The organism is Spongiibacter sp. IMCC21906 (assembly GCF_001010805.1).
In the GTDB taxonomy this organism is placed as follows: Bacteria; Pseudomonadota; Gammaproteobacteria; order Pseudomonadales; family Spongiibacteraceae; genus Spongiibacter.
The window spans coordinates 2,946,353-2,972,068 of sequence record NZ_CP011477.1; the positions used below are offsets into that span (position 1 = coordinate 2,946,353).

General features: G+C 50.9%; 30 protein-coding genes. 6 read left to right on the plus strand and 24 right to left on the minus strand.

Going from position 1 to position 25,716, the window contains the following annotated elements:
• Nucleotides 1-23: 23 nt before the first annotated feature.
• From queE to IMCC21906_RS13620, 17 genes are all read right to left on the minus strand, one after another.
• On the minus strand, nucleotides 24-677 hold the full coding sequence (gene queE / locus IMCC21906_RS13540) for a 7-carboxy-7-deazaguanine synthase QueE (RefSeq protein ID WP_047012607.1): 654 nt from the start codon (nucleotides 675-677) through the stop codon (nucleotides 24-26).
• Between the two features lie 60 nt (nucleotides 678-737).
• A complete protein-coding gene (gene ybgF, locus IMCC21906_RS16420; RefSeq protein WP_052763544.1) occupies nucleotides 738-1,637 on the minus strand; it encodes a tol-pal system protein YbgF in 900 nt (299 codons plus the stop codon).
• Between the two features lie 20 nt (nucleotides 1,638-1,657).
• Nucleotides 1,658-2,152, minus strand: a complete 495-nt coding sequence (locus tag IMCC21906_RS13550) for an OmpA family protein (protein ID WP_047012608.1) — start codon at nucleotides 2,150-2,152, stop codon at nucleotides 1,658-1,660.
• A gap of 90 nt (nucleotides 2,153-2,242) precedes the next feature.
• Nucleotides 2,243-3,532 (minus strand): Tol-Pal system beta propeller repeat protein TolB, encoded by a 1,290-nt coding sequence (gene tolB / locus IMCC21906_RS13555; protein ID WP_047012609.1) that lies wholly within the window; start codon nucleotides 3,530-3,532, stop codon nucleotides 2,243-2,245.
• Complete coding sequence (locus IMCC21906_RS13560) at nucleotides 3,532-4,296, minus strand: energy transducer TonB (RefSeq protein ID WP_047012610.1); 765 nt, start codon at nucleotides 4,294-4,296, stop codon at nucleotides 3,532-3,534. The genes tolB and IMCC21906_RS13560 overlap by 1 nt, the downstream gene beginning before the upstream one ends.
• A gap of 3 nt (nucleotides 4,297-4,299) precedes the next feature.
• Complete coding sequence (gene tolR / locus IMCC21906_RS13565) at nucleotides 4,300-4,740, minus strand: protein TolR (protein WP_047012611.1); 441 nt, start codon at nucleotides 4,738-4,740, stop codon at nucleotides 4,300-4,302.
• Nucleotides 4,741-4,751: 11 nt separating this feature from the next.
• Nucleotides 4,752-5,426: a protein TolQ gene (gene tolQ / locus IMCC21906_RS13570; RefSeq protein ID WP_047012612.1), complete on the minus strand. Its 675-nt coding sequence runs from the start codon at nucleotides 5,424-5,426 to the stop codon at nucleotides 4,752-4,754.
• Nucleotides 5,427-5,429: 3 nt separating this feature from the next.
• Nucleotides 5,430-5,843 carry a tol-pal system-associated acyl-CoA thioesterase gene (gene ybgC / locus IMCC21906_RS13575; protein WP_047012613.1) on the minus strand — a complete coding sequence of 138 codons (414 nt, stop codon included), beginning with the start codon at nucleotides 5,841-5,843 and terminating at the stop codon, nucleotides 5,430-5,432.
• Complete coding sequence (ruvB, locus tag IMCC21906_RS13580) at nucleotides 5,840-6,904, minus strand: Holliday junction branch migration DNA helicase RuvB (protein ID WP_047012614.1); 1,065 nt, start codon at nucleotides 6,902-6,904, stop codon at nucleotides 5,840-5,842. The genes ybgC and ruvB overlap by 4 nt, the downstream gene beginning before the upstream one ends.
• A gap of 16 nt (nucleotides 6,905-6,920) precedes the next feature.
• Nucleotides 6,921-7,517, minus strand: coding sequence for a Holliday junction branch migration protein RuvA (gene ruvA, locus IMCC21906_RS13585; protein ID WP_047012615.1), 597 nt, complete (start codon nucleotides 7,515-7,517; stop codon nucleotides 6,921-6,923).
• Between the two features lie 18 nt (nucleotides 7,518-7,535).
• On the minus strand, nucleotides 7,536-8,063 hold the full coding sequence (ruvC, locus tag IMCC21906_RS13590) for a crossover junction endodeoxyribonuclease RuvC (protein ID WP_047012616.1): 528 nt from the start codon (nucleotides 8,061-8,063) through the stop codon (nucleotides 7,536-7,538).
• 275 nt (nucleotides 8,064-8,338) lie between these two features.
• A complete protein-coding gene (locus tag IMCC21906_RS13595) occupies nucleotides 8,339-9,091 on the minus strand; it encodes a YebC/PmpR family DNA-binding transcriptional regulator (protein ID WP_047012617.1) in 753 nt (250 codons plus the stop codon).
• Between the two features lie 54 nt (nucleotides 9,092-9,145).
• Nucleotides 9,146-10,915, minus strand: a complete 1,770-nt coding sequence (aspS, locus tag IMCC21906_RS13600; RefSeq protein WP_047012618.1) for an aspartate--tRNA ligase — start codon at nucleotides 10,913-10,915, stop codon at nucleotides 9,146-9,148.
• 34 nt (nucleotides 10,916-10,949) lie between these two features.
• Nucleotides 10,950-11,234, minus strand: coding sequence for an FmdB family zinc ribbon protein (locus tag IMCC21906_RS13605; RefSeq protein ID WP_047012619.1), 285 nt, complete (start codon nucleotides 11,232-11,234; stop codon nucleotides 10,950-10,952).
• Between the two features lie 181 nt (nucleotides 11,235-11,415).
• Complete coding sequence (locus tag IMCC21906_RS13610; RefSeq protein WP_047012620.1) at nucleotides 11,416-11,844, minus strand: HU family DNA-binding protein; 429 nt, start codon at nucleotides 11,842-11,844, stop codon at nucleotides 11,416-11,418.
• 205 nt (nucleotides 11,845-12,049) lie between these two features.
• Nucleotides 12,050-13,246, minus strand: coding sequence for an L-2-hydroxyglutarate oxidase (lhgO, locus tag IMCC21906_RS13615; protein WP_047012621.1), 1,197 nt, complete (start codon nucleotides 13,244-13,246; stop codon nucleotides 12,050-12,052).
• 27 nt (nucleotides 13,247-13,273) lie between these two features.
• Nucleotides 13,274-13,708 (minus strand): HIT domain-containing protein, encoded by a 435-nt coding sequence (locus IMCC21906_RS13620; RefSeq protein WP_047012622.1) that lies wholly within the window; start codon nucleotides 13,706-13,708, stop codon nucleotides 13,274-13,276.
• A gap of 101 nt (nucleotides 13,709-13,809) precedes the next feature.
• Between IMCC21906_RS13620 and IMCC21906_RS13625 the strand changes: the two genes are divergently transcribed.
• Both IMCC21906_RS13625 and IMCC21906_RS13630 read left to right on the plus strand, forming a co-directional pair.
• Complete coding sequence (locus IMCC21906_RS13625; RefSeq protein ID WP_047012623.1) at nucleotides 13,810-15,534, plus strand: proline--tRNA ligase; 1,725 nt, start codon at nucleotides 13,810-13,812, stop codon at nucleotides 15,532-15,534.
• On the plus strand, nucleotides 15,515-16,126 hold the full coding sequence (locus tag IMCC21906_RS13630; protein WP_047013440.1) for a lytic transglycosylase domain-containing protein: 612 nt from the start codon (nucleotides 15,515-15,517) through the stop codon (nucleotides 16,124-16,126). Before IMCC21906_RS13625 ends, IMCC21906_RS13630 begins: the two co-directional genes overlap by 20 nt.
• 78 nt (nucleotides 16,127-16,204) lie before the next feature.
• On the opposite strand, the gene IMCC21906_RS13635 is transcribed toward IMCC21906_RS13630, so the two are convergent.
• The 6 genes from IMCC21906_RS13635 to IMCC21906_RS13660 form a co-directional block, all read right to left on the minus strand.
• Nucleotides 16,205-16,495 (minus strand): hypothetical protein, encoded by a 291-nt coding sequence (locus tag IMCC21906_RS13635; protein WP_047012624.1) that lies wholly within the window; start codon nucleotides 16,493-16,495, stop codon nucleotides 16,205-16,207.
• Between the two features lie 77 nt (nucleotides 16,496-16,572).
• On the minus strand, nucleotides 16,573-17,046 hold the full coding sequence (locus tag IMCC21906_RS13640; RefSeq protein ID WP_047012625.1) for a periplasmic heavy metal sensor: 474 nt from the start codon (nucleotides 17,044-17,046) through the stop codon (nucleotides 16,573-16,575).
• Complete coding sequence (locus IMCC21906_RS13645; protein ID WP_047012626.1) at nucleotides 17,043-17,477, minus strand: hypothetical protein; 435 nt, start codon at nucleotides 17,475-17,477, stop codon at nucleotides 17,043-17,045. The genes IMCC21906_RS13640 and IMCC21906_RS13645 overlap by 4 nt, the downstream gene beginning before the upstream one ends.
• The gene (locus IMCC21906_RS13650) at nucleotides 17,467-18,033 is read right to left on the minus strand and encodes an RNA polymerase sigma factor (protein WP_047012627.1); all 567 of its coding nucleotides are present in this window, start codon (nucleotides 18,031-18,033) and stop codon (nucleotides 17,467-17,469) included. Before IMCC21906_RS13650 ends, IMCC21906_RS13645 begins: the two co-directional genes overlap by 11 nt.
• Before the next feature lie 18 nt (nucleotides 18,034-18,051).
• Nucleotides 18,052-18,504 carry an EF-hand domain-containing protein gene (locus IMCC21906_RS13655; protein WP_047012628.1) on the minus strand — a complete coding sequence of 151 codons (453 nt, stop codon included), beginning with the start codon at nucleotides 18,502-18,504 and terminating at the stop codon, nucleotides 18,052-18,054.
• A gap of 94 nt (nucleotides 18,505-18,598) precedes the next feature.
• Nucleotides 18,599-19,267, minus strand: a complete 669-nt coding sequence (locus tag IMCC21906_RS13660) for an NUDIX domain-containing protein (RefSeq protein ID WP_047012629.1) — start codon at nucleotides 19,265-19,267, stop codon at nucleotides 18,599-18,601.
• Nucleotides 19,268-19,557: 290 nt separating this feature from the next.
• On the opposite strand from IMCC21906_RS13660, the gene IMCC21906_RS13665 reads away from it, so the two are divergent.
• The 4 genes from IMCC21906_RS13665 (at nucleotide 19,558) to IMCC21906_RS13680 (ending at nucleotide 25,375) form a co-directional block, all read left to right on the plus strand.
• Nucleotides 19,558-20,970 (plus strand): wax ester/triacylglycerol synthase family O-acyltransferase, encoded by a 1,413-nt coding sequence (locus IMCC21906_RS13665; protein ID WP_047013441.1) that lies wholly within the window; start codon nucleotides 19,558-19,560, stop codon nucleotides 20,968-20,970.
• Nucleotides 20,971-21,023: 53 nt separating this feature from the next.
• Nucleotides 21,024-23,015, plus strand: coding sequence for an SDR family oxidoreductase (locus IMCC21906_RS13670; RefSeq protein ID WP_047012630.1), 1,992 nt, complete (start codon nucleotides 21,024-21,026; stop codon nucleotides 23,013-23,015).
• A 210-nt stretch (nucleotides 23,016-23,225) separates the two neighbouring features.
• Nucleotides 23,226-24,527 (plus strand): GntP family permease, encoded by a 1,302-nt coding sequence (locus tag IMCC21906_RS13675; RefSeq protein ID WP_047012631.1) that lies wholly within the window; start codon nucleotides 23,226-23,228, stop codon nucleotides 24,525-24,527.
• Nucleotides 24,528-24,580: 53 nt separating this feature from the next.
• Nucleotides 24,581-25,375 carry a DUF2889 domain-containing protein gene (locus IMCC21906_RS13680; RefSeq protein ID WP_047012632.1) on the plus strand — a complete coding sequence of 265 codons (795 nt, stop codon included), beginning with the start codon at nucleotides 24,581-24,583 and terminating at the stop codon, nucleotides 25,373-25,375.
• 4 nt (nucleotides 25,376-25,379) lie between these two features.
• On the opposite strand, the gene IMCC21906_RS13685 is transcribed toward IMCC21906_RS13680, so the two are convergent.
• Complete coding sequence (locus IMCC21906_RS13685) at nucleotides 25,380-25,631, minus strand: hypothetical protein (RefSeq protein ID WP_047012633.1); 252 nt, start codon at nucleotides 25,629-25,631, stop codon at nucleotides 25,380-25,382.
• Nucleotides 25,632-25,716: the final 85 nt, after the last annotated feature.

Sequence of the window (25,716 nt, forward strand, 5' to 3'; positions counted from 1 at the left end):
TCCTCTCCATACGTTGTGGCTTGTTAGTGACCAGCGGCATCATTCCAGAGCAATTTGTGCAACTGCATCTGAAAGCGCACCGGCAAATTATCTGCAACGATCCAATCAGCCAGGTCGGTCGCATTTAATTGGCCAAAACTGGGAGAGAACAAGACCTCACCCACTTTGCCCACCAAACCGTGACGCTCAATCTCAAACCGCGCCCAGTCATAATCTTGTCGGTCACAAAGTACAAATTTGAGTTGGTCGTTACTGCCCAAAAAAGCCAAATTTTCTATTAAATTGCGGTGTTGCTCGCCCGACGCGGGGGTCTTTAAGTCCATCACCTTTGACACCCGCGGGTCCACATCAGCAACTGGCATGGCGCCGCTGGTTTCTAAAGAGACTTCATAGCCTTCGTCACAAAGCGCCTGCAACAAGACAAGGCAATTCGGCTGGGCAAGGGGTTCACCACCGGTAACGCAAACATAGCGGGGCGAAAATGAGGCGACAATGGCCATGATATCCGCCAGCGTTTTACGCTCGCCGCCGTGAAAAGCGTATTCAGTGTCGCAGTAATGACAACGCAGGGGGCAGCCGGTCAGGCGCACAAATACCGTAGGCAAGCCCAGACTGCGAGACTCACCCTGTAGGGAATAGAAAATTTCGGTAATACGAAGCGAGGTAGTAGCGCTCATGCAAAAATCCGCTTGGCAGCGCACCCCAATGGTTCGCCGCCATAAAAAAGCGCTAGCTTATCAGAAATTCTTGCGTAGAAACTCCCGAGACTTTTGTACTGCGGAGTTTCCAGTGTTGCTATAACGATCAATGACGTGGGTTAACAGCTCTTTAGATTTCTGTTTTTGATCATTAAGAAAATAAACCGTTGCCAGCTTATACATTGCCGCCGGAATTTTGCCGCTATTGGGAAAGTCTGCCAGCAGCTTTTGGAAGGCCTGGGTTGAAGCCTGCAAATTTTGGGGTTTTACGGCAAGATACAGCTCACCCAACCAGTACCAAGCATTTGGGGTATAGCGCTCGTCAGGGTATTTAGCGACATATTCATTAAAGGCGACAATCGCCTCATCAAACTTGCGGTCTCTCACCAAGCCATAGGCTTTTGCGTAATCACTGGATGGATCACCGGTGCTACTGGTATCCGCAGGCTCGGCCACCTCACCCGCTACACGGCTGCCGCTAGCGGCGGCCCCAGTGGATGCAGATGTTGGCGAGTCACCTCCCGAGCGTCCCCCAGTGCCTGCAACAGCACCAACTTGGGCTCCGGCACCTGCTGCAGCCATTCCGGCATCGCCGCTGTTTGCCACAGCGTCACCGTCAAGCATGGTGTCTTCTGCTTCGCTAGCGGGCACGGTGTTTGCCCCTGCTCCACTAATACGACGGTCCAGATCAATATAGCGATCTAGACTTTGTTGTTTGAGTTGGCGGATCTGATGCCCTTGCTCTTCAATGGTACCTCGCAGCTGCATCATCTCCTGACGAAGTTGTTGCAACTGTTGGTACAACTCACCCTGCATGCTTTGCTGGCTATTTGCCTGTTGACGACCACCGCTACCGATATCCACTACCGGCGCTTGGGCCACAGCCAAACCAGGTAACACAACAAAGCTCAATAAAAGAGAAAGTTCTTTAAAATGCATCAGTCCGCCTACAAAGTTACTTACTTAAGTTCAACACGACGGTTTTTCGCGTAGGAAGAATCGGATTGACCGAATGCTGCCGGACGCTCTTCACCGTAGCTTACTGTTTCTATACGGTAGCGAGGAATGCCGTTAATTGCCATGTAATCAGCAATTGCGTTAGCACGACGCTCGCCCAGTGCTATGTTGTACTCGCGAGTACCACGCTCGTCTGCATGACCTTCTAGACGGATAGGACCTGTTGATTTTTTCAGACGTGCAATTTGCGCGTCCAAATCAGCACGGGTGCTAGCGTCTAAGTTAGCTTGGTCAAAATCAAAATAGAAAACCGTTTCCAAACTGGCTGGATCTACCTCTGCTTGATAGCTAGAAGCGGTATCGGTTTTTTTGTCGACGTAGGTGCTCATGCCATCATCACCAGCTTGACCACTGCTATCGGTATCGGTAGATGCACAACCGGCTAACAATGCGCTCAGTAACGCAACGCCGAAAAACATTTTACTTTGGTATTTCATAGCATTTTCCCTTCACATTTAGATTAAACACACCGGTCAATAAGGCTACTATCTCTCACTGACACGGACATTCCATTTCCGGCTACATCATTAATGCAGATAAGGCGACCAAGCCGGTTCACGCACATCTCCGAATCGAGAGGGCAAGCGATACTTCACATTGCCATCTATCGATACTGCTGCGAGAACACCGCTACCGTTATGCTTTGTTGCGTACAATAGCATACTGGCATTCGGTGCCACGCTAGGTGACTCGTCCAAAGCCGTCGAGGTGAGCAGTTCTACGCGATTGCGCTTGAAATCCTGCACGGCAATGTGAAAGTTCCCCCTTGTTCTATGTACCATAACTAGCCCCAAATCGTCGGGCAAAACTCTAGCTCTGGCGTTGTAGTCACCTTCAAACGTGACGCGTTCTACATAACCACTTGCCAACTCCACCTTATAGATCTGCGGTTTGCCGCCTCTATCCGAGGTGAAATACAGCACCTTGCCATCTGGCCCCCAAGCGGGCTCAGTATCAATTGCAAAATGATTAGTCACTTTTTGCAATTGCTCGGTCTGTAAGTCCATTACATAGACATCTGGGCTGCCATCCTTTGACAACACCATCGCCATTTTTCGCCCATCAGGCGAAAACGCTGGCGAACTGTTCAAACCTTTAAAATCGGTAATCTGTCGACGCGCTCCCGTTCCCAAATCTTGAATATAGATTGCAGGGCGGGAAGTCTCGAAAGAAACGTAAGCAATTTTCTTGCCGTCTGGCGACCAGGTAGGGGCCATAATGGGTTGCCGACCATCAAACAGCACCTTTTCGTTGGCACCATCAATATCACTCTTTAACAGTCGGTAGCGGACACGATTGTCGCCTTCTCTGACGGCGGAAATGTAGAGCAGCTGAGTGCGAAATGCACCGCGGATATTCGTGAGTTTTTCATATATTTGGTCGCTGATGGAGTGAGCCAAATAACGCAGCTTGTCGCGACCGGCAGTTTCAGTGCCGGCAATAATCAAACGCTGTGTATTAACGTCCAATAACTCATATTGTGCAATCAAATTGTCACCCGCTGCCTTCAGCGTTCCGACCACAACATAGTCAACCCCAAGGCTCTTCCAGTCTTTAAAATACACTTCGGACGAGGAGTTAGGACGGCTGAGCATATCGTTGCGGCTCAAGGGCTCAAACAGACCGCTGCGGTGTAGGTCACTCTCAACAATTGAGGCGATATCTTCAGATACAGACAATCCAGGATCCCAACCAAAAGGCACAATGCCTATGGGAATCGGGTCATCATTACCCTTGTTAATTTCAATAACCAGCTCTGCCCTGGCCACATTCGCAAGACAGCACACAAGTAGTACTGACAAAATTCTAGTAAGCATTAGCGCCTCAATTCCGTCGGTGCAAATTTAAATCGGAAGCTGCGGAAGTTTCCTTCATAGGCAGACATATTCTCTCTTGCCAAATCCGCTAACTCATCAATTTTCCCAAGTCGGGCAATCGCGGTAATGACCGAACGATCAAACGCAGGATTGCCACTACTTTCTACAATATATTGATTCACGATATCCCCAGTGGGAACCGTTTCAATTTTAACTACAGCCACCATGCCATTGCGCGCGGTTGGCGGCGGCGACCAATTTTGCTCCACCAACGCCTGAATTAACTCGGCATAGCTGGAGGTTTGCTCTGCAGAGTCAAGGATTTCAGACTCTGCCGCGAGCGCATCGGCCAACTCACGTTCTTGCTGCCGACGAATACGCTCTTCCAGTTCCCGCTGTTTCTTTTCCTCGGCCTTACGCTCCTGCTCCTTCTTCTTACGAATTTCCTCTGGTGTTGGGCCTTTGGGCTTCGGTTTAGGCTCAGGTTTTGGCTTGGGTTTAGGTTTTGGCTCCGGCTTAGGCTCTGGTTTGGGTTTAGGTTTTGGCTTAATCACCGGTTTCGGCTTGGCTTCAGGTGGCGCAGGCTTGGAAGCGGCTCGACTGCTGGGCTTATCGATAACCAACTTAGCTTGAATCACCTTAGGTTTTGGCTTCACCTGCAAAGGCTCAGTGCTACCGGGCAAACCCACTACCAACACCACAATCGCCAGAGCATGAAGGCAAAACGTGACAGCAGCAGGAACCAGTTTAAATTCCGACGACATGCGCTATTTCCCGCTGCCAGCCGGTGGTTCCTCGGTGATCAAGCCGACAGATTCCGCACCCGCTCCCTGCAGAACCGCCATTGCCGACACAACACTACCGTAATTAACCGCATTATCCCCTTTCACCATGACGGGCGTTTTGGGCTTGTTGCGTAAAATTTTCTCCAGTTTTTCACCAATCACACTCAGCGCGACCGGCTCACCTTGCTGATCAGGGTCGCCTAAGGTGACAAAGTACTGTCCGTCCTTATCTACCGACACCACAATGGGATCGTCGTCGGTTTCTGGCACCGGCTCGGTAGAAGCTTTTGGCAAATCAACCTGTACCCCTTGCACAAGCAAAGGCGCTGTCACCATAAAAACAATCAGTAGCACCAACATAACGTCGATATAAGGAACGACGTTAATGTCGGACATGGGTTTGCGTTTATTACGCCGCGACATCCCCGGACTCCTTAGCGCGAATGGACCTGACGATGAAGGATGCTGGAAAATTCCTCCATGAAGGTCTCATATTTACCGGCGTAAGAATCCACCCGAGAAGAAAAGCGGTTATACGAAACCACCGCAGGAATAGCGGCAATCAGACCCATTGCCGTGGCGACCAACGCCTCAGAAATACCCGGTGCAACCGTTGCCAAAGTAGCCTGTTGAACCTGACCTAAACCGTGGAAAGACCCCATAATTCCCCATACCGTACCTAACAGGCCGACGTAGGGACTGGTGGAGCCCACGGTTGCCAAGAATGGAAGGTTACTTTCCATTGCTTCTTCTTCGCGTGACAACGCCACCCGCATGGCCCGTTGACAGCCTTCCATCATCGCGTCATTGTCGATGCGCTTTTTTGCCATTCGGGTAAATTCTTTAAAGCCGGCACGAAATACAGACTCCATCCCCATTGCCGACTGGGCTGTGTCGCTGCCCTCGTTGTACATGGTATTAAGATCCACCCCCGACCAGAAGCGTGATTCAAAACGCTGCATTTCCCGGTCAGCCAGGTTGAAATACATTACCCGCTGGGCAATGACATACCAGGACACCACTGATGCCAATAGCAACACCAGCATAATCAGCTGTACAAATAAGCTGGCCTGGCTTACCAATTGCCAAATGGAAAGCTCTTGTCCCACGTTTCAACTCCCTTTTTCTGATGATTCCGCAAGCGCGGTTAATAGTGTTTCTGGAATTCGCTTGGGCTTATGGGATACTCGATCCACACAGGCAACTTGCACCTTGGCCGTAAATAGCTTTGTTCCATCGCGATAAATATCTTGCTCAAACTCAAGACGGACTCTGGCGACAGTTGTTACGGTAGCTGTGACCACCAATTCGTCATCCAGTTTAGCCGCATGTAAATATTTAACAGTCATACCACTGACGACAAACATCAGTGCGTCATCAAATATCGCCGCTTTATCAAAGCCCAACGCCCTAAAACACTCTGTACGCGCGCGCTCAATAAACTTTAGATAATTGACATAATAAACAATACCGCCAGCGTCGGTGTCTTCAATATAAACCCGAACAGGAAACTGAAATACACTCAAAATAGCGTTCCTGACTCATTGTTACTGTCGCTTTCAGCAGCTTGATCTACGCCTTTCCCTAGCGAGTCTAAGCCAAAATGACGATACGCGTTATTGGTCACCACACGCCCTCTTGGGGTGCGCATAATAAAGCCTTGCTGAATCAAGAAAGGCTCCAATACATCTTCAATCGTGCCCCGCTCCTCACTGATGGCCGCTGCCAAACTATCTATCCCCACAGGGCCACCATCAAATTTCTCAATCATAGTCAGCAGCAACCGGCGGTCAAGATGATCAAAGCCACTACTATCGACACTGAGCATATTCAAAGCTCGGTCCGCAATATCCGCGTTAATTGTGCCGTTGCCCTTCACTTCAGCATAATCTCTCACCCGGCGCAGCAAGCGGTTGGCAATGCGTGGCGTTCCCCGCGAACGGCGGGCAATTTCCAGGGCTCCAGCTTTATCCAGTGGCATCCCCAGTATTGATGCGGAGCGGCTGACGATGGTAGCCAAGTCTTCAACACCATAAAACTCAAGTCGCTGAACAATGCCAAAACGATCACGTAGTGGCGACGTTAATAAACCAGCTCGGGTAGTAGCGCCCACTAAGGTAAAGGGTGGCAAGTCCAGTTTAATTGACCGAGCAGCCGGACCTTCACCAATCATAATATCCAGCTGGTAATCTTCCATTGCCGGATAGAGCACCTCTTCGATATGAGGGCTCAAGCGATGAATTTCATCAATAAACAGAACATCGCCAGCTTCGAGGTTGGTCATTAACGCCGCCAAGTCACCGGCTTTTTCCAACACCGGACCAGAGGTCGTTTTCAGCGAGACTTGCATTTCATTGGCAAGAATATTGGCAAGGGTAGTTTTGCCCAATCCGGGAGGGCCAAAAATCAAGGTGTGATCTAAGGGTTCGCCTCGACCCCGGGCAGCGCTGACAAAAATCTCCATTTGCTCACGCACAACCGGTTGACCAATATAGTCGCTCAGGGCTTTAGGTCGAATCGCCCTGTCGTAGCGCTCCTCACCAGTTTCAGTGACATCTGCAGCCACCAGGCGATCAACTTCTATCATTTTCTTTATCCGGAAATTAGCGGATCATATTTTTTAGGGCGGCGCGAATCAGCTCTTCACTGTTCAAGCCGTCAGTCGCAAGCGCATTGATTGCCTTGCTGGCTTCTTGGGGCTTGTAGCCCAAGGCAACCAGCGCGGCTTCCGCTTCGGCAATATAATTGTTCACCGTGGGCACTGGACTGCCACCGTCGCTCAATGCTGAAGGCTCCCACGCTTTTAGCTTGTCGCGCATTTCCATCACCAGACGCTCGGCGGTTTTTTTGCCCACCCCCGGCAGTTTTACCAGTGCGGCGGTATCACCACTGCGCACACAGCGTACAAAATCATCGCTATCAATACCGGACATCACGGTTAGCGCCAACTTGGGGCCAACGCCATTGACCTTGATCAGGTCTCGAAATAAAGCTCGAGACGCCGTATCAGCAAAGCCGAACAATATTTGTGCATCTTCCCGAACTATAAACTGGGTGTAAAGGCTCACCTCTTGCCCCACTGGCGGCAGACTATAAAGGGTGGTCATTGGCACCAGCACTTCGTAACCCAGCCCGTTGACATCAATAAGTATTTCGGGAGCCTGCTTCTCCAGCAGTATTCCCCGCAATCGTCCAATCATAATTATCCTGAGTTACTGTTATTTCAATCTGCCCCGGCGCATTCGACCTTCCGTGGGCAGCATCGTCATTTTCGCTAAACCGCTTTGGGCATTAGCATGACAAATAGCTGCGGCGAGTGCATCCGCCGCATCTTCTTGTGGCACGGCGGGTAACGCCAATAAAATACGCACCATTTCTTGCACTTGTTCTTTGGTGGCCGCACCACTGCCGACAACCGCTTTTTTTATTTGCCGAGCCGTATATTCCGCCACAGCCAAATCACGACTCACACAGGCGACCACTGCCGCACCTCTGGCCTGTCCCAGCTTTAACGCCGAGCCCGCGCTCTTGGCCATAAACACTTCTTCCACCACCGCCTGATCCGGGGCAAATTCATCAATAATCGTATTCAGGCTTTTGAAGATAATATCCAGGCGCGGGGGCAAGGCCCCTTGAGGTAAGCGAATAACGCCGCTACTTAAATAACGGTGACGAGTCCCGTCGCTCTCAATAAGCCCAAAGCCTGTTTTCTGTGAACCTGGGTCGACGCCCAAGATGATGGTCATAGTCTGCCTCTAGGGCTTACGCATTTACGTTGCAATCCGCTTTCGCACCGTCGATCGCACAACTATATCAGCGCTCAACAACAAAATGATGAGCCTTTAGGGCAAACACCCTACCTGCTACAACGCGACATAATACTCAGGGACACAGCCCATTTTACGGGGCTATTATGCACAGAATGACAGCGATAAAGACACGACTAGACAGGGGACTGAGAAAATAATTTATTAACACAGGGCTCGCCAATCGACCCCGCCCCGCCGGCTGGAAAAGCGGCCTAATTTTGATTTAGCGCGTCAAAAATGTCTTCCGGGATATCGGCATTGGTATAGACGTTTTGCACGTCATCTAAATCCTCAAGCATATCAATAAGGCCGAGGATATTTTCAGCGCCAGCCAGGTCCAGTTCCACCGTGGTAGCGGGCAGCATCGCGACCGCGGCACTTTCATGCTCGAAACCTGCCGAGACCATTGTTTCTTTTATTTCCAGAAAATCTTCCCAAGGCGTTAATAGTTCAAGGCTGCCATCCGCATGATTAATCAGGTCTTCGCCGCCCGCCTCCAGGGCTACCTCCATAATCTGCTCTTCGTCGCTGCCAACGGGGTAAAATATCTGCCCCCGCCGACTAAACAAATACGCGACCGAACCATCTGTGCCAAGGTTGCCGCCACGTTTACTAAACGCATGACGAACTTCGGCAACGGTGCGATTGCGGTTATCGGTCATGCACTCAAGCAACACCGCCACGCCGCCATTGCCATAGCCTTCATAGGTGACTTCTTCGTAATTATCGCCATCCGCATTACCCACGCCTCGAGCAATAGCTTTATCGATGGTATCGCGTTTCATATTGGCGCCCAGCGCCTTATCCATCACCGCCCGTAAACGCGGGTTATCTTCAGGCGCGGGGCCGCCCTCTCGGGCAGCAACCACGATTTCGCGGATAATTTTAGTGAAGATTTTGCCGCGCTTGGCGTCTTGTGCGGCTTTACGGTGTTTGATGTTGGCCCATTTACTGTGTCCGGCCATAAATCGCTCCCGTTACAGGCAAGCAGCGCCCGACAGAGCGGGCGCTGTATTCATTTACTCTTCTATTTTACGAACACGAATATTCAGCTCAGTCAGCTGCTTACTCTCTACTGACGCTGGCGCGTCGGTCATCACACAAGCGGCACTTTGAGTTTTAGGAAAGGCAATAACATCCCGGATGGACTTCGCACCCGTCATCAACATGACCAAGCGATCCAAACCAAAGGCCAAGCCACCGTGCGGCGGTGCGCCATATTTCAAGGCATCCAGCAAGAAGCCAAACTTCTCGTCGGCTTCCTCTTGACCAATACCTAACAGGCGAAATACCGCTTGCTGCATATCTTGACGGTGGATACGAACCGAGCCACCGCCTAATTCAGTGCCATTGAGCACCATATCGTAGGCGATAGACAGAGCCTCACCTGGTGAAGATTCTAATTCTTCGCTTGTACACGCCGGTGCGGTAAAGGGATGGTGCAGCGCCGTCCAGCCGCCTTTGTCATCCTCTTCAAACATCGGGAAGTCCACCACCCATAATGGTGCCCACTGGGAGGTGTAAAGATTGAGGTCTTCACCCAACTTGCAACGCAGTGCACCCAAGGCTTCATTCACCACTTTCGTGCTATCGGCACCAAAGAAAATCAGATCGCCATCTGCGGCAGCCACCCGCTCAAGAATCGCAGCACGAACCGGCTCCGGCAAAAACTTAACAATTGGCGACTGCAGGCCATTTTCCAAATCAGCTTTATCGTTAACCTTGATATAGGCCAGCCCTTTGGCGCCATAAATGCTGACAAACTTGGTGTAGGCGTCAATCTGCTTGCGGGTGAGGGCCGCATTACCACCGGGGACTTTTAACGCCGCAACACGACCTTTGGGGTCTTTCGCCGGACCGGAGAACACCTTGAACTCCACTTCTGTCATCAAATCGCCCACGTCCACGATCTCTAGCGGAATACGCAAATCAGGCTTGTCACTGCCAAACCGAGACATCGCTTCGGCGTAAGCCATACGAGGAAACTCGCCCAAGTCCAGATCCATCACTTCAGCAAAGAGTTTGCGGATCATGTTCTCGGTCACCGCCATAATCTCCTTGTCGTCCATAAAGGAGGTTTCAATATCGATCTGGGTGAACTCTGGCTGGCGGTCTGCCCGCAGGTCTTCGTCCCGGAAACATTTGGCAATTTGATAGTAGCGGTCAAACCCCGAGACCATGAGCAACTGCTTAAACAGCTGGGGCGACTGGGGCAGCGCAAAAAACTTACCCGCATGGGTACGGCTGGGAACCAAATAGTCCCGGGCACCTTCTGGGGTAGTTTTGGTCAAGATCGGCGTTTCAATATCCAAAAACCCCTGCTCGTCCAAATAGCGGCGCAACACGGAAGTAATGCGAGCACGCAAGCGCAGCTTGTCAGCAATTTGCGGGCGACGTAGATCCAAGTAGCGGTAGCGCAAACGAACGTCTTCACCGACTTCAGTATGATCATCCAACTGGAATGGCGGCGTAGCAGCTTCGTTCAAAATCTCTAATTCTTTGCCCAAGACTTCAATTTCGCCAGTGGGCATATTCGAGTTCACGGTAGCCGCATCACGGGCCCGCACTCGACCACGAATTTTCAGTACAAACTCGCTACGAACCTTATCTGCCAGCGCAAACGAGGCTTCGGTATCAGGATCAAACACCACCTGCACAATCCCTTCGCGGTCTCTCATATCCAAAAAGATCACGCCCCCGTGATCCCGGCGACGGTCAACCCATCCACACAGGGTGACTTCTTGGTCGATAAACGCCGTGGTTAGGCTACCGCAATAATGGCTGCGCATTTATTTAATTCTCGCTGTATCAAGTTTGCTTTAATTAATCTGCTGTCGAAGGCGCACTTTTCGCGGCCCCACCAGCACTATCAGAAGAAGCACCGCCAGAAGACTTACCATCCCCTGCCAGATTTTTCTTTTTATCACCGGTCTTAAAATCGGTTTCGTACCAACCACCGCCCTTTAAACGAAAGGCCGCCGCTGAAATTTTCTTCACCAACGTCGGCTTCTGGCATGCCGGACAATCGATCAGGGCAGGATCGCTCATTTTTTGCAGCGCTTCCATATCATGACCACAAGACTCACAACCGTACTCATAAATAGGCATTGGAACATCCTCCCAATACAAAAAGCCAAGGCAAAGTGGCCACAGGGCCGGGAAAAAGGAGCGCGATTATAACGCAAAGCGGCGGAGTCGAAAAACGTCTACGAAAAAAAGAAGGGGCAAAACGATGGAGAGAGCGGATTACCGGGCGCTAAGCGGCCCGATAATCCGATTTAAGACTCGCTTAGACAGCGAAATCTTTTAGCTTTTTCAACGGACGGACTTTAACCGCAACGCTGGCAGGCTTAGCCTTGAACGTAGTTTCTTCACCCGTAAAGGGGTTAACACCTTTACGGGCTTTAGTTGCAGGCTTTTTAACCGTGGTGATTTTCATCAAGCCAGGTATTGTGAATTCGCCCAACGCACGTTTTTTGATACTGCGCTGAATCAGCACTTCCAGCTCATCCAGCACCGCCGTAACCTGCTTGCGGCTCAATTCAGTGTTTTCTGCAATTTCAGTAAGAATTTGAGTTTTGGTCATTTTCTCATTGATTGCAGTGGTTTTACGCTTAGGTGCTGCGGCAGCCGCTTTTGCTTTGGGTGCAGCTTTAGCCTTTGCAGCGGCCTTTTTAGGTGCAGCCTTCTTTTTAGCCGTAGCTTTCTTAATCGCCATATTCGTTATTCCTATTTATTTACGCTGAGTGTAAGAATTAGCCCGAAAAAGTAACAGCACTCAGGGCAACCCGTTCTGCAAGAATCACCCAGCAACTAGTGCTAGCGTGTACATATAGTCCATCAACTACGGCAATACAAGGGTCGGCGCACTAAAACACTACAAAAACCCCTATAAAATGGCAGTATTGTGCAATATTAGCCCATTAATTTTGTAACAACTGGGCCACAATATGTCGACCTATCGGCAGCGCAGAAGTAGCTGCGGGTGACGGGGCATTACACACATGCAAGCTGTTTACCGTACGTATAAAGTGAAAATCCTGCATTAGCTCACCATTAACGCCGACGGCTTGTGCTCTGACGCCTGAGGGGTGAGCAGAGAGATCATCGGCCATAATATCTGGGCAATAACGCTGCAACAACGCAAGGTAAAGCCCCTTACTATAAGAGTGTGACATCTCTTTCAAGCCTGGTCGCCAGTGCCTTTTCAGCAGCTTCCAAAAGCCGGCAAAACGCAGCATTTCAACACTATCCGCAAGGCTGACATCGCCGCGATGATAGCCCTCCCTCCGCCAAGCCAAGGCGGCATTGGGTCCAGCTGTTACTCCACCCTTCACAGCTAAGGTTAAATGCACACCCAAAAATGGAAGACTGGGGTTCGGCACCGGGTAAACGAGATGACTCAGCCAGTTATCACAGCGCGCAGCCAAGCGATAAAACTCACCTCTAAAAGGAATAATCTGAAAATCGCAGGGCAAACCCATTAGCCGCACCATGCGGTCGGCCATCAACCCTGCACAACAAACTAAGTGTCGACAAAAAAGTGAGCGGCTTGCAGTTTCTACTGTGACACCGCCGGCCTCTTCATGTAACGCCTGTACCTCACTTCCCAACTCCAACTCGCCGCCATCGTTCTGAAACAAAGTTAACAGCATATGGGTAATTTGCCGGTAATCCACCACCGCACTTGCAGGTATTTCTATGGCCCCGGCACCACGCAAATACGGCTCCCGCTCACGGAGCTCTGTTGCGCTCAGTCTTGATACCTGCAAGCCATTTTGGCTGGCCCGTTGACGCAAAGCATCCAGGCCCGGCAATTCGCTTTGGTCTCTGGCGACAATTAATTTGCCGCATTGACGATATTGAATATTGTGACGATCACAGAATGCCAAGGTCTGCTGCCAGCCTTCCTTACAAAACTGCGCTTTCATGCTGCCCGGCGGGTAATACACTCCCGCATGTACCACGCCGCTATTATGCCCACTCTGATGTTGAGCGGGCTCGGCTTCCTTGTCGAGAATAAGAATTCGCCAATCAGGCCGCTGCTGCTGAAGCTGCCACGCGGTCGACGCGCCAACAATGCCAGCGCCGATAACAATGGCGTCATAGCTTGCTAGCATCGACACATAACCCCTCCTGGCAAAGCATCAACCCGACGCGGCTTGAAAACTGCCATCCATCGCAAGCAGTGCGCCCCGGAGTAACTCTAGTCTCTGGGCTAATTGAGATTCGGAATAAGGCGTCGCTGGCAACGCTCCCCATACCGGCTTAGGCCATGCCGGGTCTGCCGCAAAGCGAGCAATGTGATGAATATGCAACTGGGGCACCATATTTCCCAAGGCAGCAATATTAAGTTTTTCAGCATGAAAATGCTCTTGCAAAACCTGACTGACGATATTGGACTCCTGCCAAAACTGCGCTAACTGAGCCTCATCCAATTCACATATTTCCCGCAATCCCTGTTGGCGAGGCACCAAAATCAACCAAGGGTATTGGCTATCGTTCATCAATAAAATCTGGCACAAGGGCAACTGCCCTACTGCCAAGCAATCTCTTGCCAAGGTTTTGTCCAAATTAAACATCGTCTCTCCCTTGCCCTGTACCGCGCTGCAGATCAATCGTAAAATGCCCGCTGACGCAACATCCCAAAAGTCGTTCTTCAAAAATAGGCATAAACAATACCATGCGCGCCAGCCAGTTCCTTATCGCCACATTAAAAGAAACCCCCGCCGATGCGGAGGTCATTAGTCACCAGCTCATGCTTAGGGCGGGAATGATACGCAAGCTCGCATCTGGCCTCTATACTTGGATGCCTATGGGCCTGAGAGTACTGCGCAAGGTTGAGCGTATCATCCGCGAAGAAATGGACCGCAGTGCCGCCCAAGAGGTCATGATGCCAGTGGTGCAGCCCGCCGAGCTATGGCAGGAGTCGGGGCGCTGGGAGCAATATGGCGCGGAATTACTGCGGATTTCTGATCGCCATGACCGGGCCTTTTGCCTCGGCCCAACTCACGAAGAAGTCATCACCGATCTCATTCGCAACGAAATCAAAAGCTACAAGCAGCTTCCCGCAAATTTTTATCAGATTCAAACCAAATTCAGAGACGAGATTCGTCCACGCTTTGGGGTTATGCGCTCCAGAGAATTTATAATGAAAGACGCCTACTCTTTCCACAATGACCAAGCGTCGCTGCAACAAACCTACGAGGTCATGCACGGCGCCTACACCCGCATATTCACCCGGCTGGGCTTGGACTTCCGCCCTGTCATTGCCGACACCGGCTCCATTGGCGGCAGCGGCTCCCATGAATTTCATGTCCTCGCCTCTTCAGGTGAAGACGACATTGCCTTTTCTGACAGCTCAGACTATGCCGCCAATACCGAAATGGCAGAAGCCCTCGCCCCTGCGGGCGAGCGCCCCACGGCGACGGCAGAATTAGAAAAAGTAGCCACCCCCGGCGCTCACAGCATTGACGAAGTAGCAAGCCAGCTCAACTGCCCAAGCAATACCATTCTAAAAACCTTAGTGGTTTACAGTGAAGCTGACGAAGACGGCAAGCAGGATTTGATTGCCCTGGTATTAAGAGGTGATCATCAGCTTAATGAAATTAAAGCTGAAAAAATCAACGGCGTCGCCAACCCCTTAACCTTTGCCAGCGAAGAAGACATTGATAAAACCCTGTCTTGCAAACCCGGCTCACTGGGGCCAGTAGGCCTGGATATTCGCTGTATTATTGACCGCAGCGCTGCGCACTGCAGCGACTTTGTCTGTGGCGCCAATGAAGATGGCTACCACCTGACCGGCGTCAATTGGGAGCGGGATGTGGCCGCAGCTGAAATCGCCGATATCCGCAATGTTGTCGAAGGCGACCCCAGCCCTGACGGCAACGGTAGACTACTCATTAAGCGCGGCATTGAAGTGGGCCACATTTTCCAATTAGGCACAAAATATTCAGAGGCCATGAACGCCACTGTGCTCAACGAAAACGGCAAACAGCAAACCATGACTATGGGCTGTTACGGCATTGGTGTGACCCGCGTGGTCGCCTCCGCCATCGAGCAAAATCACGATGACAAAGGCATTATCTGGTCCAATAGCATTGCGCCATTCCAAATAGCCATTGTGCCCCTTAACTACCAAAAATCAGATGCCGTTAAAGTCCAGTCAGACAAACTCTACGCCCAGCTTTTAGCCAAAGGCTATGACGTGATTCTTGATGACCGCAACGAGCGTCCCGGCGTTAAGTTTGCCGACATGGAACTGCTGGGAATTCCCCACCGGATTGTGGTCGGTGACCGAGGCTTAGAGAAAGGACTGCTGGAATATAAATTTCGCCGAGCAAACGACAATCAAGATGTGGCTATTGACGAGGTTGTGGACTTCATTGATACGCAATTTTCAGCTTAAGCAAGGCCTAGGCCTTGTTACCCTGACGCTGCTCCTCAGCTTCAGTCTTTCCACTGCCGGCAGTACCTTTGTCGCAGAAAAAGACCGCGCGGAGCTGCGTCAGCACCTTAAGCTGGCCATCGCCCAAGCCGATAGCTTCGACGACCGATTCGACGCGGAAGTCTGGTTGCTGGACATGTCCGGACGCTTAACTCGGTTTATGCCAGAGCCCCAGCAACGCTTGGAGTTTTTACGCTTAGTACATCGCGAAGCCCGAGCCGCCAAACTAGATCCAGAACTGGTGCTGGCACTCATTGAAGTAGAAAGTAACTTTGACCGCTTTGCCGTGTCCAGCGCCGGTGCGCAAGGGCTTATGCAGGTCATGCCATTTTGGAAGGCGGAAATCGGCCGAAGTGATGACAACCTAAGCAAAGTCGAAACCAACCTCCGCTACGGCTGCCAGATTCTCCAGTTTTACATCAACAAGGAAAAAGGCGGCCTATTTCGGGCATTAGCAAGATATAACGGCAGTTTAGGAAAAAGCTGGTACCCAGAAAGAGTACTCAGCCGATGGCGCAAACGATGGTATGCAGGGGAGATAGAGGGGCTTTAAGAATAGAGGAATTTTTCAATAGAGGGACTGATCAAAAGCTGGGCAGGCGGCAAATAACAGCAGCGGCCATCTCATCTGCTATATCTTGTCTGCTGCATACACCGTATTCAAATACAGCGCACCTCGTTTAATGGAAACAATCACCTCATCACCCGAACTACAATTGCTCAGACTGGCAATAACATAACGGCCATGCTCGGTTTTAATGGTGGCATGGGATAAGGGTTCTACTTCGCCACCGCCAAGCACCTCACACTTTTGCACCTTGCCACTCATCGTGCTGATTGTTTCACCGTTTTTATAGAACGATAAAGCGGCAAAAATACACAGCAACACGAATGCCCCTAGCAATGCCCCAGTTAGCTTCATTTCAATGTGCCATGCCTCTAATAATCTTCAACCATTGTATTCCTTTGAGCCTACATCCCGTTCGGTAGCAGTCAGTCCTATTCAGGGCCATGTTTTGGCGGTGGCTGCTTACCTTTATGTGGCCGCCGCATTTTTTTGTCCTCCCACTTAGCCAACTCCAAGCGATGCTCCACAGGCACACCGGGCAGAACCTCGGCTAACACGTTGTGTATTTCACTTTTTAGTTTGTCGTCTGCAGCCCGAACCCGACCAAAGCCAGCTTGCAGTTCAGCTTGAGTGACCGACTCCTGCTTTAAAATACCCACCATCTCCCGGCGGGCCTGACGCAGCTCACGAAAAGAGCTACGCATTTCGCCTTTATGCTCGTGCATGGCCTTTTTAAGCACATCAGCAAACTCTGACGGTGAATCTTTAAGCAGTTTATGGCTCATTTCCCGCATGGCCCAGCGGTCTTTACCAGAATACTGCTGGCCAAAATAAAGCCCCAGCAGTATGCCGTTGCCGACCAGAGACACCAACAACGCAATGACCAAACCTTTATTTCGCTTCATTCCTCAGCCTCCGCCAACCACTCGCTTACTTCATAATTTGCCGTGCTATCCAGCTCAAAATCGGCGGCTGCATCCGGTGGTGCCAGCAAACCACCCGCTCCCAACAAAAAACCCAACATCACCGATGCCAGCGCCGTAGACATACCTAGCCGCCATACCGGTAAAGTCGGAGTGGGGCCCAAGGACGCCTGAGGACGCGACGAGATCGAGGCAAGTCGAGCTTGCATTTGGGGGCTAAGTGTCAATTGAGGCAGCTGAGTCAACATGCGCTCCATTCGCCGCTCGTCCTCTAGGGCGGCATGCCATTGCTTTGCCAGCTTGGGCTGCAATTTTAACAACAACGGCAAAACCACCCGCCACCACAATGGCCACACCTTTATATCGGAGCCATATGCAGTCAGTTGTTTGTCAAAATAACGCTCAAAGTTCATGGTATAAATCTCCCAATAGAGATTTCAGCTGGGGCTTAGCCCGGCTCAGCAACGATTCTATGGCCTTAGGACTACTGTCCATAATGTGTGCAATCTCCTTTACGGCCAATCCTTGATAGTAGCGAAATACCATCGCCATACGCTGGGCCTCAGGTAAGCTCGCCAAAGCGATTGAGATCCGGTGTTGACGATCTGCGCCATCAATACTGTCGCTGCTGCTGTTATGACTATCATTCCCTTGTTCATCGTTTAGACGAACGGCTTCATCACTATCGATGACATGACGGTTTTGAAAGCGCTGGCGGTGGTTTATGGCGAGGTTGGATGCAACCCGGTATAACCAAGTTGAGACTTGGGCCTTATCCTCCCAAGTCCCTGCCTGATACCAAAGTTTTTCAAATACCTCCTGACAGAGGTCCTCCGCTTCATCCCGAGATAGCACAATGCGATAAAGCACGTTGAGCACTTGGCCAGCATGACGTTCCATCAAAATAGCCAAGGCCTGTTGATCACCCGAGCTCAACCGTCGCATTAACGCTGTATCAGATACCTGCATCAATGCGACAGCTCCTGACTACTCGCCCGTATCCTTGCCCTTGCGATCGTAACCGCGATCATGCTCACAGCCACCCTTACGGTGTTTGCCGCCGCGCATTTCTTCACGACTGATCGTGCCATCACCATCCTTATCGAGTTTCTTCTGCATTTTCTCAGACTGCGCTGCAAACTCATCGGCAGAGACTTTACCGTCTTCGTTGCTATCAGCGCGGCTGAAGCGATCATGCTTTTTACGCATTTTTTCTTTAAAGGCTTCGTTCTCTTCCCGAGTCAAAAAGCCATCGCCATTGCTGTCAATTTCACTGAACATTTTTTGACGGTGCTGGCTAAGCTCCTCAGCACTGACCACACCATCTTTATCCAGATCAAGCAGGTTGGCATGTTTGCCTTTAAACGCTCCAGCATCTGCTTGCACTGACATAGATGCCAGAAGAATCATGGCGATAGAAACAGTTTTTACGTTCATCATAGGATTTACTCCAAATTTAGGGTTTTGAACGGCCGTTACTGATTAAACACCCCGGAGAAAAAAATCCTTCGCAAAAAATTCCTCGACCAACGTCTTATTCGGGGCCGCACACATAGCGCCAGACATCATTGTCTAAATAACAGCGATTTTTGGGTCCCGGCAAACTATCGTCTGCGCTTTCAAAACCCGCATCACCCGGATACATCATGCATGTTAATGCGGGGTTATTCGCTTTAACCGGCTCAATAAATGGCGCCTCGCGGTTGGCATAAAACGCCCTCACTGCAGCAACATTCTCGCAAGCGGCAAGCTCACAGAGTGTCACAACAGTAGGCGGCAACATCAACATTTGCCGAGCCTCATGGCAACGCAGGAAATGTGCAGGGCTAGCCCACAGAAAATCGTCCATTTCCTCGCCATCCACCTTAACGGGAGCATCGCTACCCTCAGTCACAAAAAACCAGGTGGCGAAGCGAAATGGATAACCGCTCGGTGTCGTCCAATGAGAGAGAAATTGCAAACCCGCTAACGGCACATCCAGGCCCGCCTCTTCTTGCGTTTCCCGCAGCGCCGCTACCATCGCGGTATGCTGCTCTTGCTCGCCAAGCAGGCCGTCTTCAGGGTCAATAGCACCACCGGGAAACACCCAACTCCCACTCCCGACTTTCAACTGTTTGTGACGACGCAGCAACAAGGTTTGCAAGCCTTCGTCACTATCTTTTACCAATACCAGCGTTGCCGCACGCTTCGCTTCTTTTTTCATATTTACTTCCACTGATCCTTACCCCATGCCGTCATATCCCCAGGGGGCGCTGGTCGTAAACCCCTGTTCAGATACCGGTTGCGAATTCTTTATATAAGTTGGCCTAAAAAACGGCTATTGCTGCAAGTTCGGCAATAGCGGAGTGGCCAATATGTGCCTAGACTACGATAGAGTCACGCAATCAGGCATATGCAAATTTGCCATTGCGAAGCTTACACAAATTCAGCCGTGCCCGCAGTGCGGCAGCTTATCGGTTTATAACGGCAAGTCCGTTTGGGGATGAAGAGCACATGGCAACGCTTTCAGTGATGGACTTGGCTTTCTTGCTAACCGAGTCAGATGCCAGCCCAAAACATGTGGGTGGGGTAATGATTTTTAAAAAGCCTGCTTCAGCCGGACCCGATTTTGTGCATCGGGCTGCGGAACAATATTTGGGTGGTAACGACGACCTACAGCCGCCTTTTAACCAAATTATTAAGTTTAACCTTTTCCGTGGTCTGCACTGGCAAACCGCCGCTAATTTCAATATTGCCGACCACATTCATTTCCACCAGCTTAAGGGTAGCGATTTTCGCGACAGCCTCTACAAACTGGCTGGAGCGCTACATAGCGAGCGTCTGGGAAGAGACGCTCCCATGTGGGAATTCCACATTATTGAAGGCATTGATCCGACCCGCTTCGCATTGTACGTCAAAATCCATCACGCCTATGCCGATGGCATGACAATGGCGGCGTGGCTGGCCAAGTCTTTATCCACCACGGCTCGCACGAAAGCAATTAGCCCAATATGGCATCACCTCAAACGGTCCGGCGCATCCACTCGTATAGCAGAAGAAAAGTCGCTGTTAAAATCCCTGACCGGCGTTGCCGGACAATCAACGAGCTACCTACGCTCAGCGATAGGCCTGAGTAAACTCAGCACGCAGTTGGCACTGGAAATGGCTAACCTCACCAAAAATGCCGTTGCGGTTCCGTTTAAAGCTAACCCCAATACGCCGTTAAATGGGCAGGTGGTTCAAGGCCGTCAAATCGCTACCGCCGCCGTACCCATGGCCCGGGTCAATAAATTACGCCACCAAACCCGATCCACACTGAATCATATTGCCTTAACCTGCATCGATGGGGCATTGCACCGTTATTTAGAAAGCTGTTCGGCAGACATTGACCAGCCCATCACCATTCAAATGCCCGTGAATTTACGCCAAGAAGGCGACGACAGTTTGGGCAATAAAATCGGCATCGTCTTGGTCGAGCTTGCCAGCAAAACCACCGACCCCTATGAGCGACTGCGAGAAATTGGTTTTACCCTGCGCAACGTTCGCTATCAGGTAGACGGCGTACCTGCAGGCTCTATTGTTGCCTACACTGTGCTGTTGGGCAGCCTGGCCATGGTTACCGAGGCCTTAAAGCTGGGGGACGCCGCACCACCGCTGGGTCACACTTTGGTCTCGAATGTGCCCGGCCCGGCAAAGACGCTGTATCTTGGCGGTGCCCAGCTCGAAGAGATGTACCCCATCAGTACTCTCACACCCAACAATCATCTCAATATCACCTTGTTCAGTTACGACGGTCGCCTACAGTTTGGGCTGGTAGCCAGTTCAGCCATGCCTGAGCTACAGCGTTTAGGAGACTATATTCACGAGGCCTTTACCGAACTCGAAGAGGCGGTGGGGTTAACAACACAGCAGTCAACAAAACTTTAAAGAAATAATAATCGCTCTATCAAGAGCCGTTTTCACCAGCAGGAGAGTCAACCATGAGCTACTTTGTTACCGGCGGTACCGGATTTATTGGCAGATTTCTAATTGAGCGGCTGGCCAAGCACCGGGGCACCATCTATGTACTGGTGCGCAAGGGATCTAAGCAAAAATATAAAAACCTGCTGGAGCAAACCGGCTTAAACAGCGACCGTTTAGTGGCGATTAATGGCGACTTGTCCAAGAAAAATCTCGGCATTAGCCGCAAGGATTTGGACCTGCTCAGCGGCAACATAAAACACTTTTACCACTTGGCTGCCATTTACGATCTAAAAGCGGATGCCGCCAGCCAGGAAGTCAGTAATATTGCCGGCACTCAAAATGCCATTGCGGCTGCCGAAACCATGTCCGCGGGCTGCTTTCACTTAGCCAGCTCCATCGCTGTCGCGGGCTTATACCGGGGCGTGTTTAACGAGGATATGTTTGAAGAGGCAAAAGGCCTGTCCCACCCCTATTTTAGAACCAAACACGACTCGGAGCGGCTGGTAAGACAGCAGTGCAGCATCCCTTACCAAATCTACCGTCCAGCCATGGTGGTAGGCGATTCCAAAACCGGAGAAATGGACAAAATTGATGGCCCATATTATTTCTTCAAACTTATTCAACAAATTCGCAGCCGCATTCCCCAATGGATTCCGTTAATCGGTATTGAAGGTGGGCAAATGAATATTGTTCCGGTGGACTACGTCGTCGATGCAATGGACTACCTGTCTCATAAATCGGGTTTAAATGGCCGCTGCTTTCATCTGACCAATCCCAGCGGCCAACAAGTGGGACAAGTACTCAATATTTTTGCCAAAGCCGCCCACGCCCCTAAATTTGCACTGCGCATCGACAGTAGAATGCTCGCGTTTATTCCCCCCGGTGTGCTCGGCATTGTTAAAAGCCTGCCTCCGGTAAAACGGATTATCAATGCCATGCTGGCCGACTACGGCATCCCCAAAGCGGCTATGGGATTTATTAATATGCCCACCCGTTTTGATAGCCGCGACACGGAAAAAGCCCTAAAAGGTAGCGGTATCAGCCTGCCCCCCTTAGAAGATTACGCCGCTAAAATTTGGGATTACTGGGAACGCAACCTCGATCCGGAGTTGTTTAAAGACCGCTCGCTGCGAGGCAATGTTAAAGACAAAGTGATTGTCATTACCGGCGCCTCTTCTGGTATTGGCAAGGCTGCAGCCGTGAAGCTGGCCGATGCTGGCGCGCAGCTTGTTCTGGTTGCCCGAAGCTTAGACAAACTGGAAGAAACCCAAAAAGAAATTGCCAGGCGTGGCGGCAAAAGTGTGGCTTACAGTTGCGATGTTTCCGATATGGAATCCTGCGACAAGCTAGTCAGCACCGTGCTAGAAAACCACGATCACGTCGATGTATTGGTTAACAATGCCGGGCGCTCTATTCGGCGTTCGCTGGAACTCACCTTTGATCGCTTCCACGACTTTGAGCGCACCATGCAGCTCAACTACTTTGGCGCCATTCGACTGATTATGGGTTTATCTCCCTCCATGCTGGCCCGTCGCCAAGGCCATGTCATTAATATCTCGTCTATCGCAGTGATTGTTGGCACCTCGCCACGTTTTTCTGCTTATGCCGCATCTAAGTCGGCATTGGATGCCTTCTCTCGCAGCGCGGCGGCAGAATTCTCTGACCGTAATATCGCCTTCACTACCATTAATATGCCGCTGGTAAGAACGCCAATGATTGGACCCACCTCAATTTATAGCGCGGTGCCCACCCTGTCTCCCGACGAGGCGGCAGATATGATCTGCGAGGCGATTGTTCAACGCCCCAAACGGATTGCAACCGCGCTGGGGATTACCATGCAGGTCCTGAATGCAATTATGCCTAAAGCCACCGAAATTATTATGAACACGGTATTCAGAACCTTCCCCGACTCTGCCGCCGCGAAAGGTGAAGATGAAGGCGGTCAAAAAACCGAACCCTCAAACGAGCAAGTCGCATTGGCAGCCGTACTAAAAGGCATTCACGTCTAATCTCAACTGGTTTACCCCACTCCAAGCCGGCAGCCCACTGCCGGCTTCTCTCAACAGCGATATTTACGCCCATCCTTTATTTGCCCTAAAGCCACTCAGCGGGCAAAATTCTCTGCGCTGAATAAACGAGCCGAGCGATCGCCGCGCTCAAGGCTTAATTGCGGTAGGATAAGCCCCGCGCAAATCAGAGAATAAAGAGGAAAACGCGACATGATCAGCATGATCGGCTTGATAGGTGGCTTGATACTACTGACCGTTCTGGCACTGCGGGGCTGGAATTTGTTTATAGCGGCGCCGCTTTGTGCGCTAGTTGTCGCATTTACTGGCGGTATACCTCTCTTTCCCGGTGAAACTGAACACGCGTTTGTCACCACCTACATGCAAGGTTTTTCTGGCTTTGTTGCCGCCTGGTTTTTGATGTTTTTACTGGGCAGCCTGTTCGGAAAATTCATGGAAGACACTGGCGCCGCCGATAGCCTGGCCCGTTGGATTATCAATAAAATTGGCATTAAGCACGCTGTTGCCGCTGTCGTGCTTGCCTGCGCGGTGCTGACCTACGGCGGAGTAAGTGTGTTTGTTGTAGCGTTCTCGGTTTACCCTATGGCACTGGGCTTGTTTAAAGATGCCAACCTACCCAGACGTTTTATCCCCGGCGCACTGGCGTTTGGCTCCATCACTTTTACCATGACCTCGGCAGGCTCCCCCGAAATTCAAAACTGGATTCCCGTAAAACATCTGGGTACCAGCCCTTATGCCGAATGGGAAGTTAGCTTGATTGTTGCCACCTTTATGGCCTGCATGGGCTTTTGGTGGATAAACCGAATGATCAAAAAAGCCGTGGCCAATGGCGAAGTGTTTGAGCATCGAGACACCGACCCGGCTATTAAAGAAAGGGACTTTCCTCACCCCATCACCGGTTTACTGCCTCTACTGGTGGTGCTGTTAACCTCTTTTATTTTCCACGACAGCCTGGCCCAATATGCATTAATTCTAGCCCTGCTCGGCGGCTGTTTAAGCATTATGCTTATTAACCACAAGTATTTTCACGACCGTTCCAAAGCCATTAACGAAGGTACTACCGGTGCCCTGATTGCCATTGGCAACACGGCCGCCGTTGTCGGTTTTGGTACCATTGCCAAAGCCTCCCCTGCCTTTGCTGTTGCTGTCGACGCCATGACCGGCATTCCCGGCAACGAGTTGATTGGTGCCGCCATTGCCGTGACCACCATCGCGGGCCTAACCGGCTCAGCATCCGGCGGTCTATCCATCGCCCTGCCCGTCCTCGGTCCGTATTACATAGACCAAGGCGTCGACCCAGAGCAGTTGCACCGCATCTCGTCCATCTCCTCTGGCGCCCTGGATTCCCTACCCCATAACGGTTATATCGTGACCACCGTCCGAGCAATTTGTGGAGAAACCCATAAAAGTGCCTATTGGCCAATTGCCGCCTTAACCATGGCGGTCCCCGTGATAGGTTTAGTATTAGCTGTCGTACTTATGCAGTGGTTATAGGCAATATATGTACTGTTTACATTGATGTAAAAACTGAAAAAGGCGCCTAGCAAATGCAGCTGACCCACATGCCGCTAAATCCTCACTACGGACAGGGGCAATTCACCAGAGCAATATTAATTCGTAATCTAAGCGCTCAAAAAGTGGAATTGGGCATGGAGGACCACGAACACGCCCTGCGTATTTATCTCAAGCACGACGGTGAGAATATTCTGACAGTCTCAGGGCAGTGGATTCGCCACCCTATGGATATTTGTGCGGGTGCAGCCCAGGCGCTATCGAGTTGGAACGGGAGCCCGCTGTTAAAAGACTTACGCCAATCACGACGCACCCAAGACACGGCTCATCACTGCACGCATTTTATAGACATGCTGGACCTGGCATCGGTACACGCTTATCAACAGCGGCCAGAGGTGCATTATGCAGTAGTGGTAGATGACTCACCCGAGGGCAATGAAGCACCACAACTATGGCGCAACAAACAAAAAATACTCTCACTACAACTTGAGCAACATGAAGTATTTGTAGAACCCCGCCACTGGCGGGGTCGATCAGTTTACAAAGGCTTTCTCAAATGGGCTGCGGCCTCCCTGGAGGAAGCCGAATTTGAACTGGCTTACATCGTTCAAAAAGCCATGTTTGTTGCCAGAAGTCAGCGCATTGATATCCCCACGGTTACCGGCAAAGCTGCTCGATTGTCGGGCCCCCCAGATAGCGTCTGTTATGCGTCCCAACCCGAGCGCTATGACACTGGCTTGCGGTTAAACAACAACCGGGACATATCATCCACCCCCAGCCAAATCCTCAAATTTATGGATTCGCCGCTAGCTGCGCAAAGTGATAACTAAAGAATCAGACCGACTGATTCTTTAGCGGCACCCAATGTACAACGCCAAACAACACACACAGCACAATACTTGTCAGCAAACCGCCCTGATAGCGTTTCAAATATTTGAAGCTTAAGGGTACTTCCATCAAATGAATAAGAAAAATAATAGCGAGCGCCTGTAAGATATAGCTTTGCACTGAAGCAAAGGCAGGAATAAAAGCCACCGTTAGCGCAATAACATAAGAGATGGCCATGATACTTTTCAGGCTTTTCATTTTTTTTATTTTCCATTCATAAGTCAAAAGTGACGAGCAGCATAACGCTAAACAACGGAATAATGAAAGTACCCGCCGCAATTCC

Coding starts and splice junctions, on each gene's coding strand:
- queE (WP_047012607.1), bottom strand. CDS start 677: ATGAGCGCTACTACCTCGCTTCGTATTACCGAAATTTTCTATTCCCTA.
- IMCC21906_RS13625 (WP_047012623.1), top strand. CDS start 13,810: ATGCGCGCCAGCCAGTTCCTTATCGCCACATTAAAAGAAACCCCCGCC.
- IMCC21906_RS13665 (WP_047013441.1), top strand. CDS start 19,558: ATGGCAACGCTTTCAGTGATGGACTTGGCTTTCTTGCTAACCGAGTCA.
- IMCC21906_RS13670 (WP_047012630.1), top strand. CDS start 21,024: ATGAGCTACTTTGTTACCGGCGGTACCGGATTTATTGGCAGATTTCTA.
- IMCC21906_RS13680 (WP_047012632.1), top strand. CDS start 24,581: ATGCAGCTGACCCACATGCCGCTAAATCCTCACTACGGACAGGGGCAA.
- ruvC (WP_047012616.1), bottom strand. CDS start 8,063: ATGACCATCATCTTGGGCGTCGACCCAGGTTCACAGAAAACAGGCTTT.
- IMCC21906_RS13660 (WP_047012629.1), bottom strand. CDS start 19,267: ATGAAAAAAGAAGCGAAGCGTGCGGCAACGCTGGTATTGGTAAAAGAT.
- IMCC21906_RS13635 (WP_047012624.1), bottom strand. CDS start 16,495: ATGAAGCTAACTGGGGCATTGCTAGGGGCATTCGTGTTGCTGTGTATT.
- tolR (WP_047012611.1), bottom strand. CDS start 4,740: ATGTCGCGGCGTAATAAACGCAAACCCATGTCCGACATTAACGTCGTT.
- IMCC21906_RS13685 (WP_047012633.1), bottom strand. CDS start 25,631: ATGAAAAGCCTGAAAAGTATCATGGCCATCTCTTATGTTATTGCGCTA.
- tolB (WP_047012609.1), bottom strand. CDS start 3,532: ATGCTTACTAGAATTTTGTCAGTACTACTTGTGTGCTGTCTTGCGAAT.
- ybgF (WP_052763544.1), bottom strand. CDS start 1,637: ATGCATTTTAAAGAACTTTCTCTTTTATTGAGCTTTGTTGTGTTACCT.
- IMCC21906_RS13675 (WP_047012631.1), top strand. CDS start 23,226: ATGATCAGCATGATCGGCTTGATAGGTGGCTTGATACTACTGACCGTT.
- IMCC21906_RS13620 (WP_047012622.1), bottom strand. CDS start 13,708: ATGTTTAATTTGGACAAAACCTTGGCAAGAGATTGCTTGGCAGTAGGG.
- ruvB (WP_047012614.1), bottom strand. CDS start 6,904: ATGATAGAAGTTGATCGCCTGGTGGCTGCAGATGTCACTGAAACTGGT.
- IMCC21906_RS13610 (WP_047012620.1), bottom strand. CDS start 11,844: ATGGCGATTAAGAAAGCTACGGCTAAAAAGAAGGCTGCACCTAAAAAG.
- IMCC21906_RS13645 (WP_047012626.1), bottom strand. CDS start 17,477: ATGAACTTTGAGCGTTATTTTGACAAACAACTGACTGCATATGGCTCC.
- IMCC21906_RS13595 (WP_047012617.1), bottom strand. CDS start 9,091: ATGGCCGGACACAGTAAATGGGCCAACATCAAACACCGTAAAGCCGCA.
- aspS (WP_047012618.1), bottom strand. CDS start 10,915: ATGCGCAGCCATTATTGCGGTAGCCTAACCACGGCGTTTATCGACCAA.
- IMCC21906_RS13550 (WP_047012608.1), bottom strand. CDS start 2,152: ATGAAATACCAAAGTAAAATGTTTTTCGGCGTTGCGTTACTGAGCGCA.
- ruvA (WP_047012615.1), bottom strand. CDS start 7,517: ATGATTGGACGATTGCGGGGAATACTGCTGGAGAAGCAGGCTCCCGAA.
- IMCC21906_RS13650 (WP_047012627.1), bottom strand. CDS start 18,033: ATGCAGGTATCTGATACAGCGTTAATGCGACGGTTGAGCTCGGGTGAT.
- lhgO (WP_047012621.1), bottom strand. CDS start 13,246: ATGCTAGCAAGCTATGACGCCATTGTTATCGGCGCTGGCATTGTTGGC.
- IMCC21906_RS13560 (WP_047012610.1), bottom strand. CDS start 4,296: ATGTCGTCGGAATTTAAACTGGTTCCTGCTGCTGTCACGTTTTGCCTT.
- IMCC21906_RS13605 (WP_047012619.1), bottom strand. CDS start 11,234: ATGCCTATTTATGAGTACGGTTGTGAGTCTTGTGGTCATGATATGGAA.
- IMCC21906_RS13640 (WP_047012625.1), bottom strand. CDS start 17,046: ATGAAGCGAAATAAAGGTTTGGTCATTGCGTTGTTGGTGTCTCTGGTC.
- IMCC21906_RS13655 (WP_047012628.1), bottom strand. CDS start 18,504: ATGATGAACGTAAAAACTGTTTCTATCGCCATGATTCTTCTGGCATCT.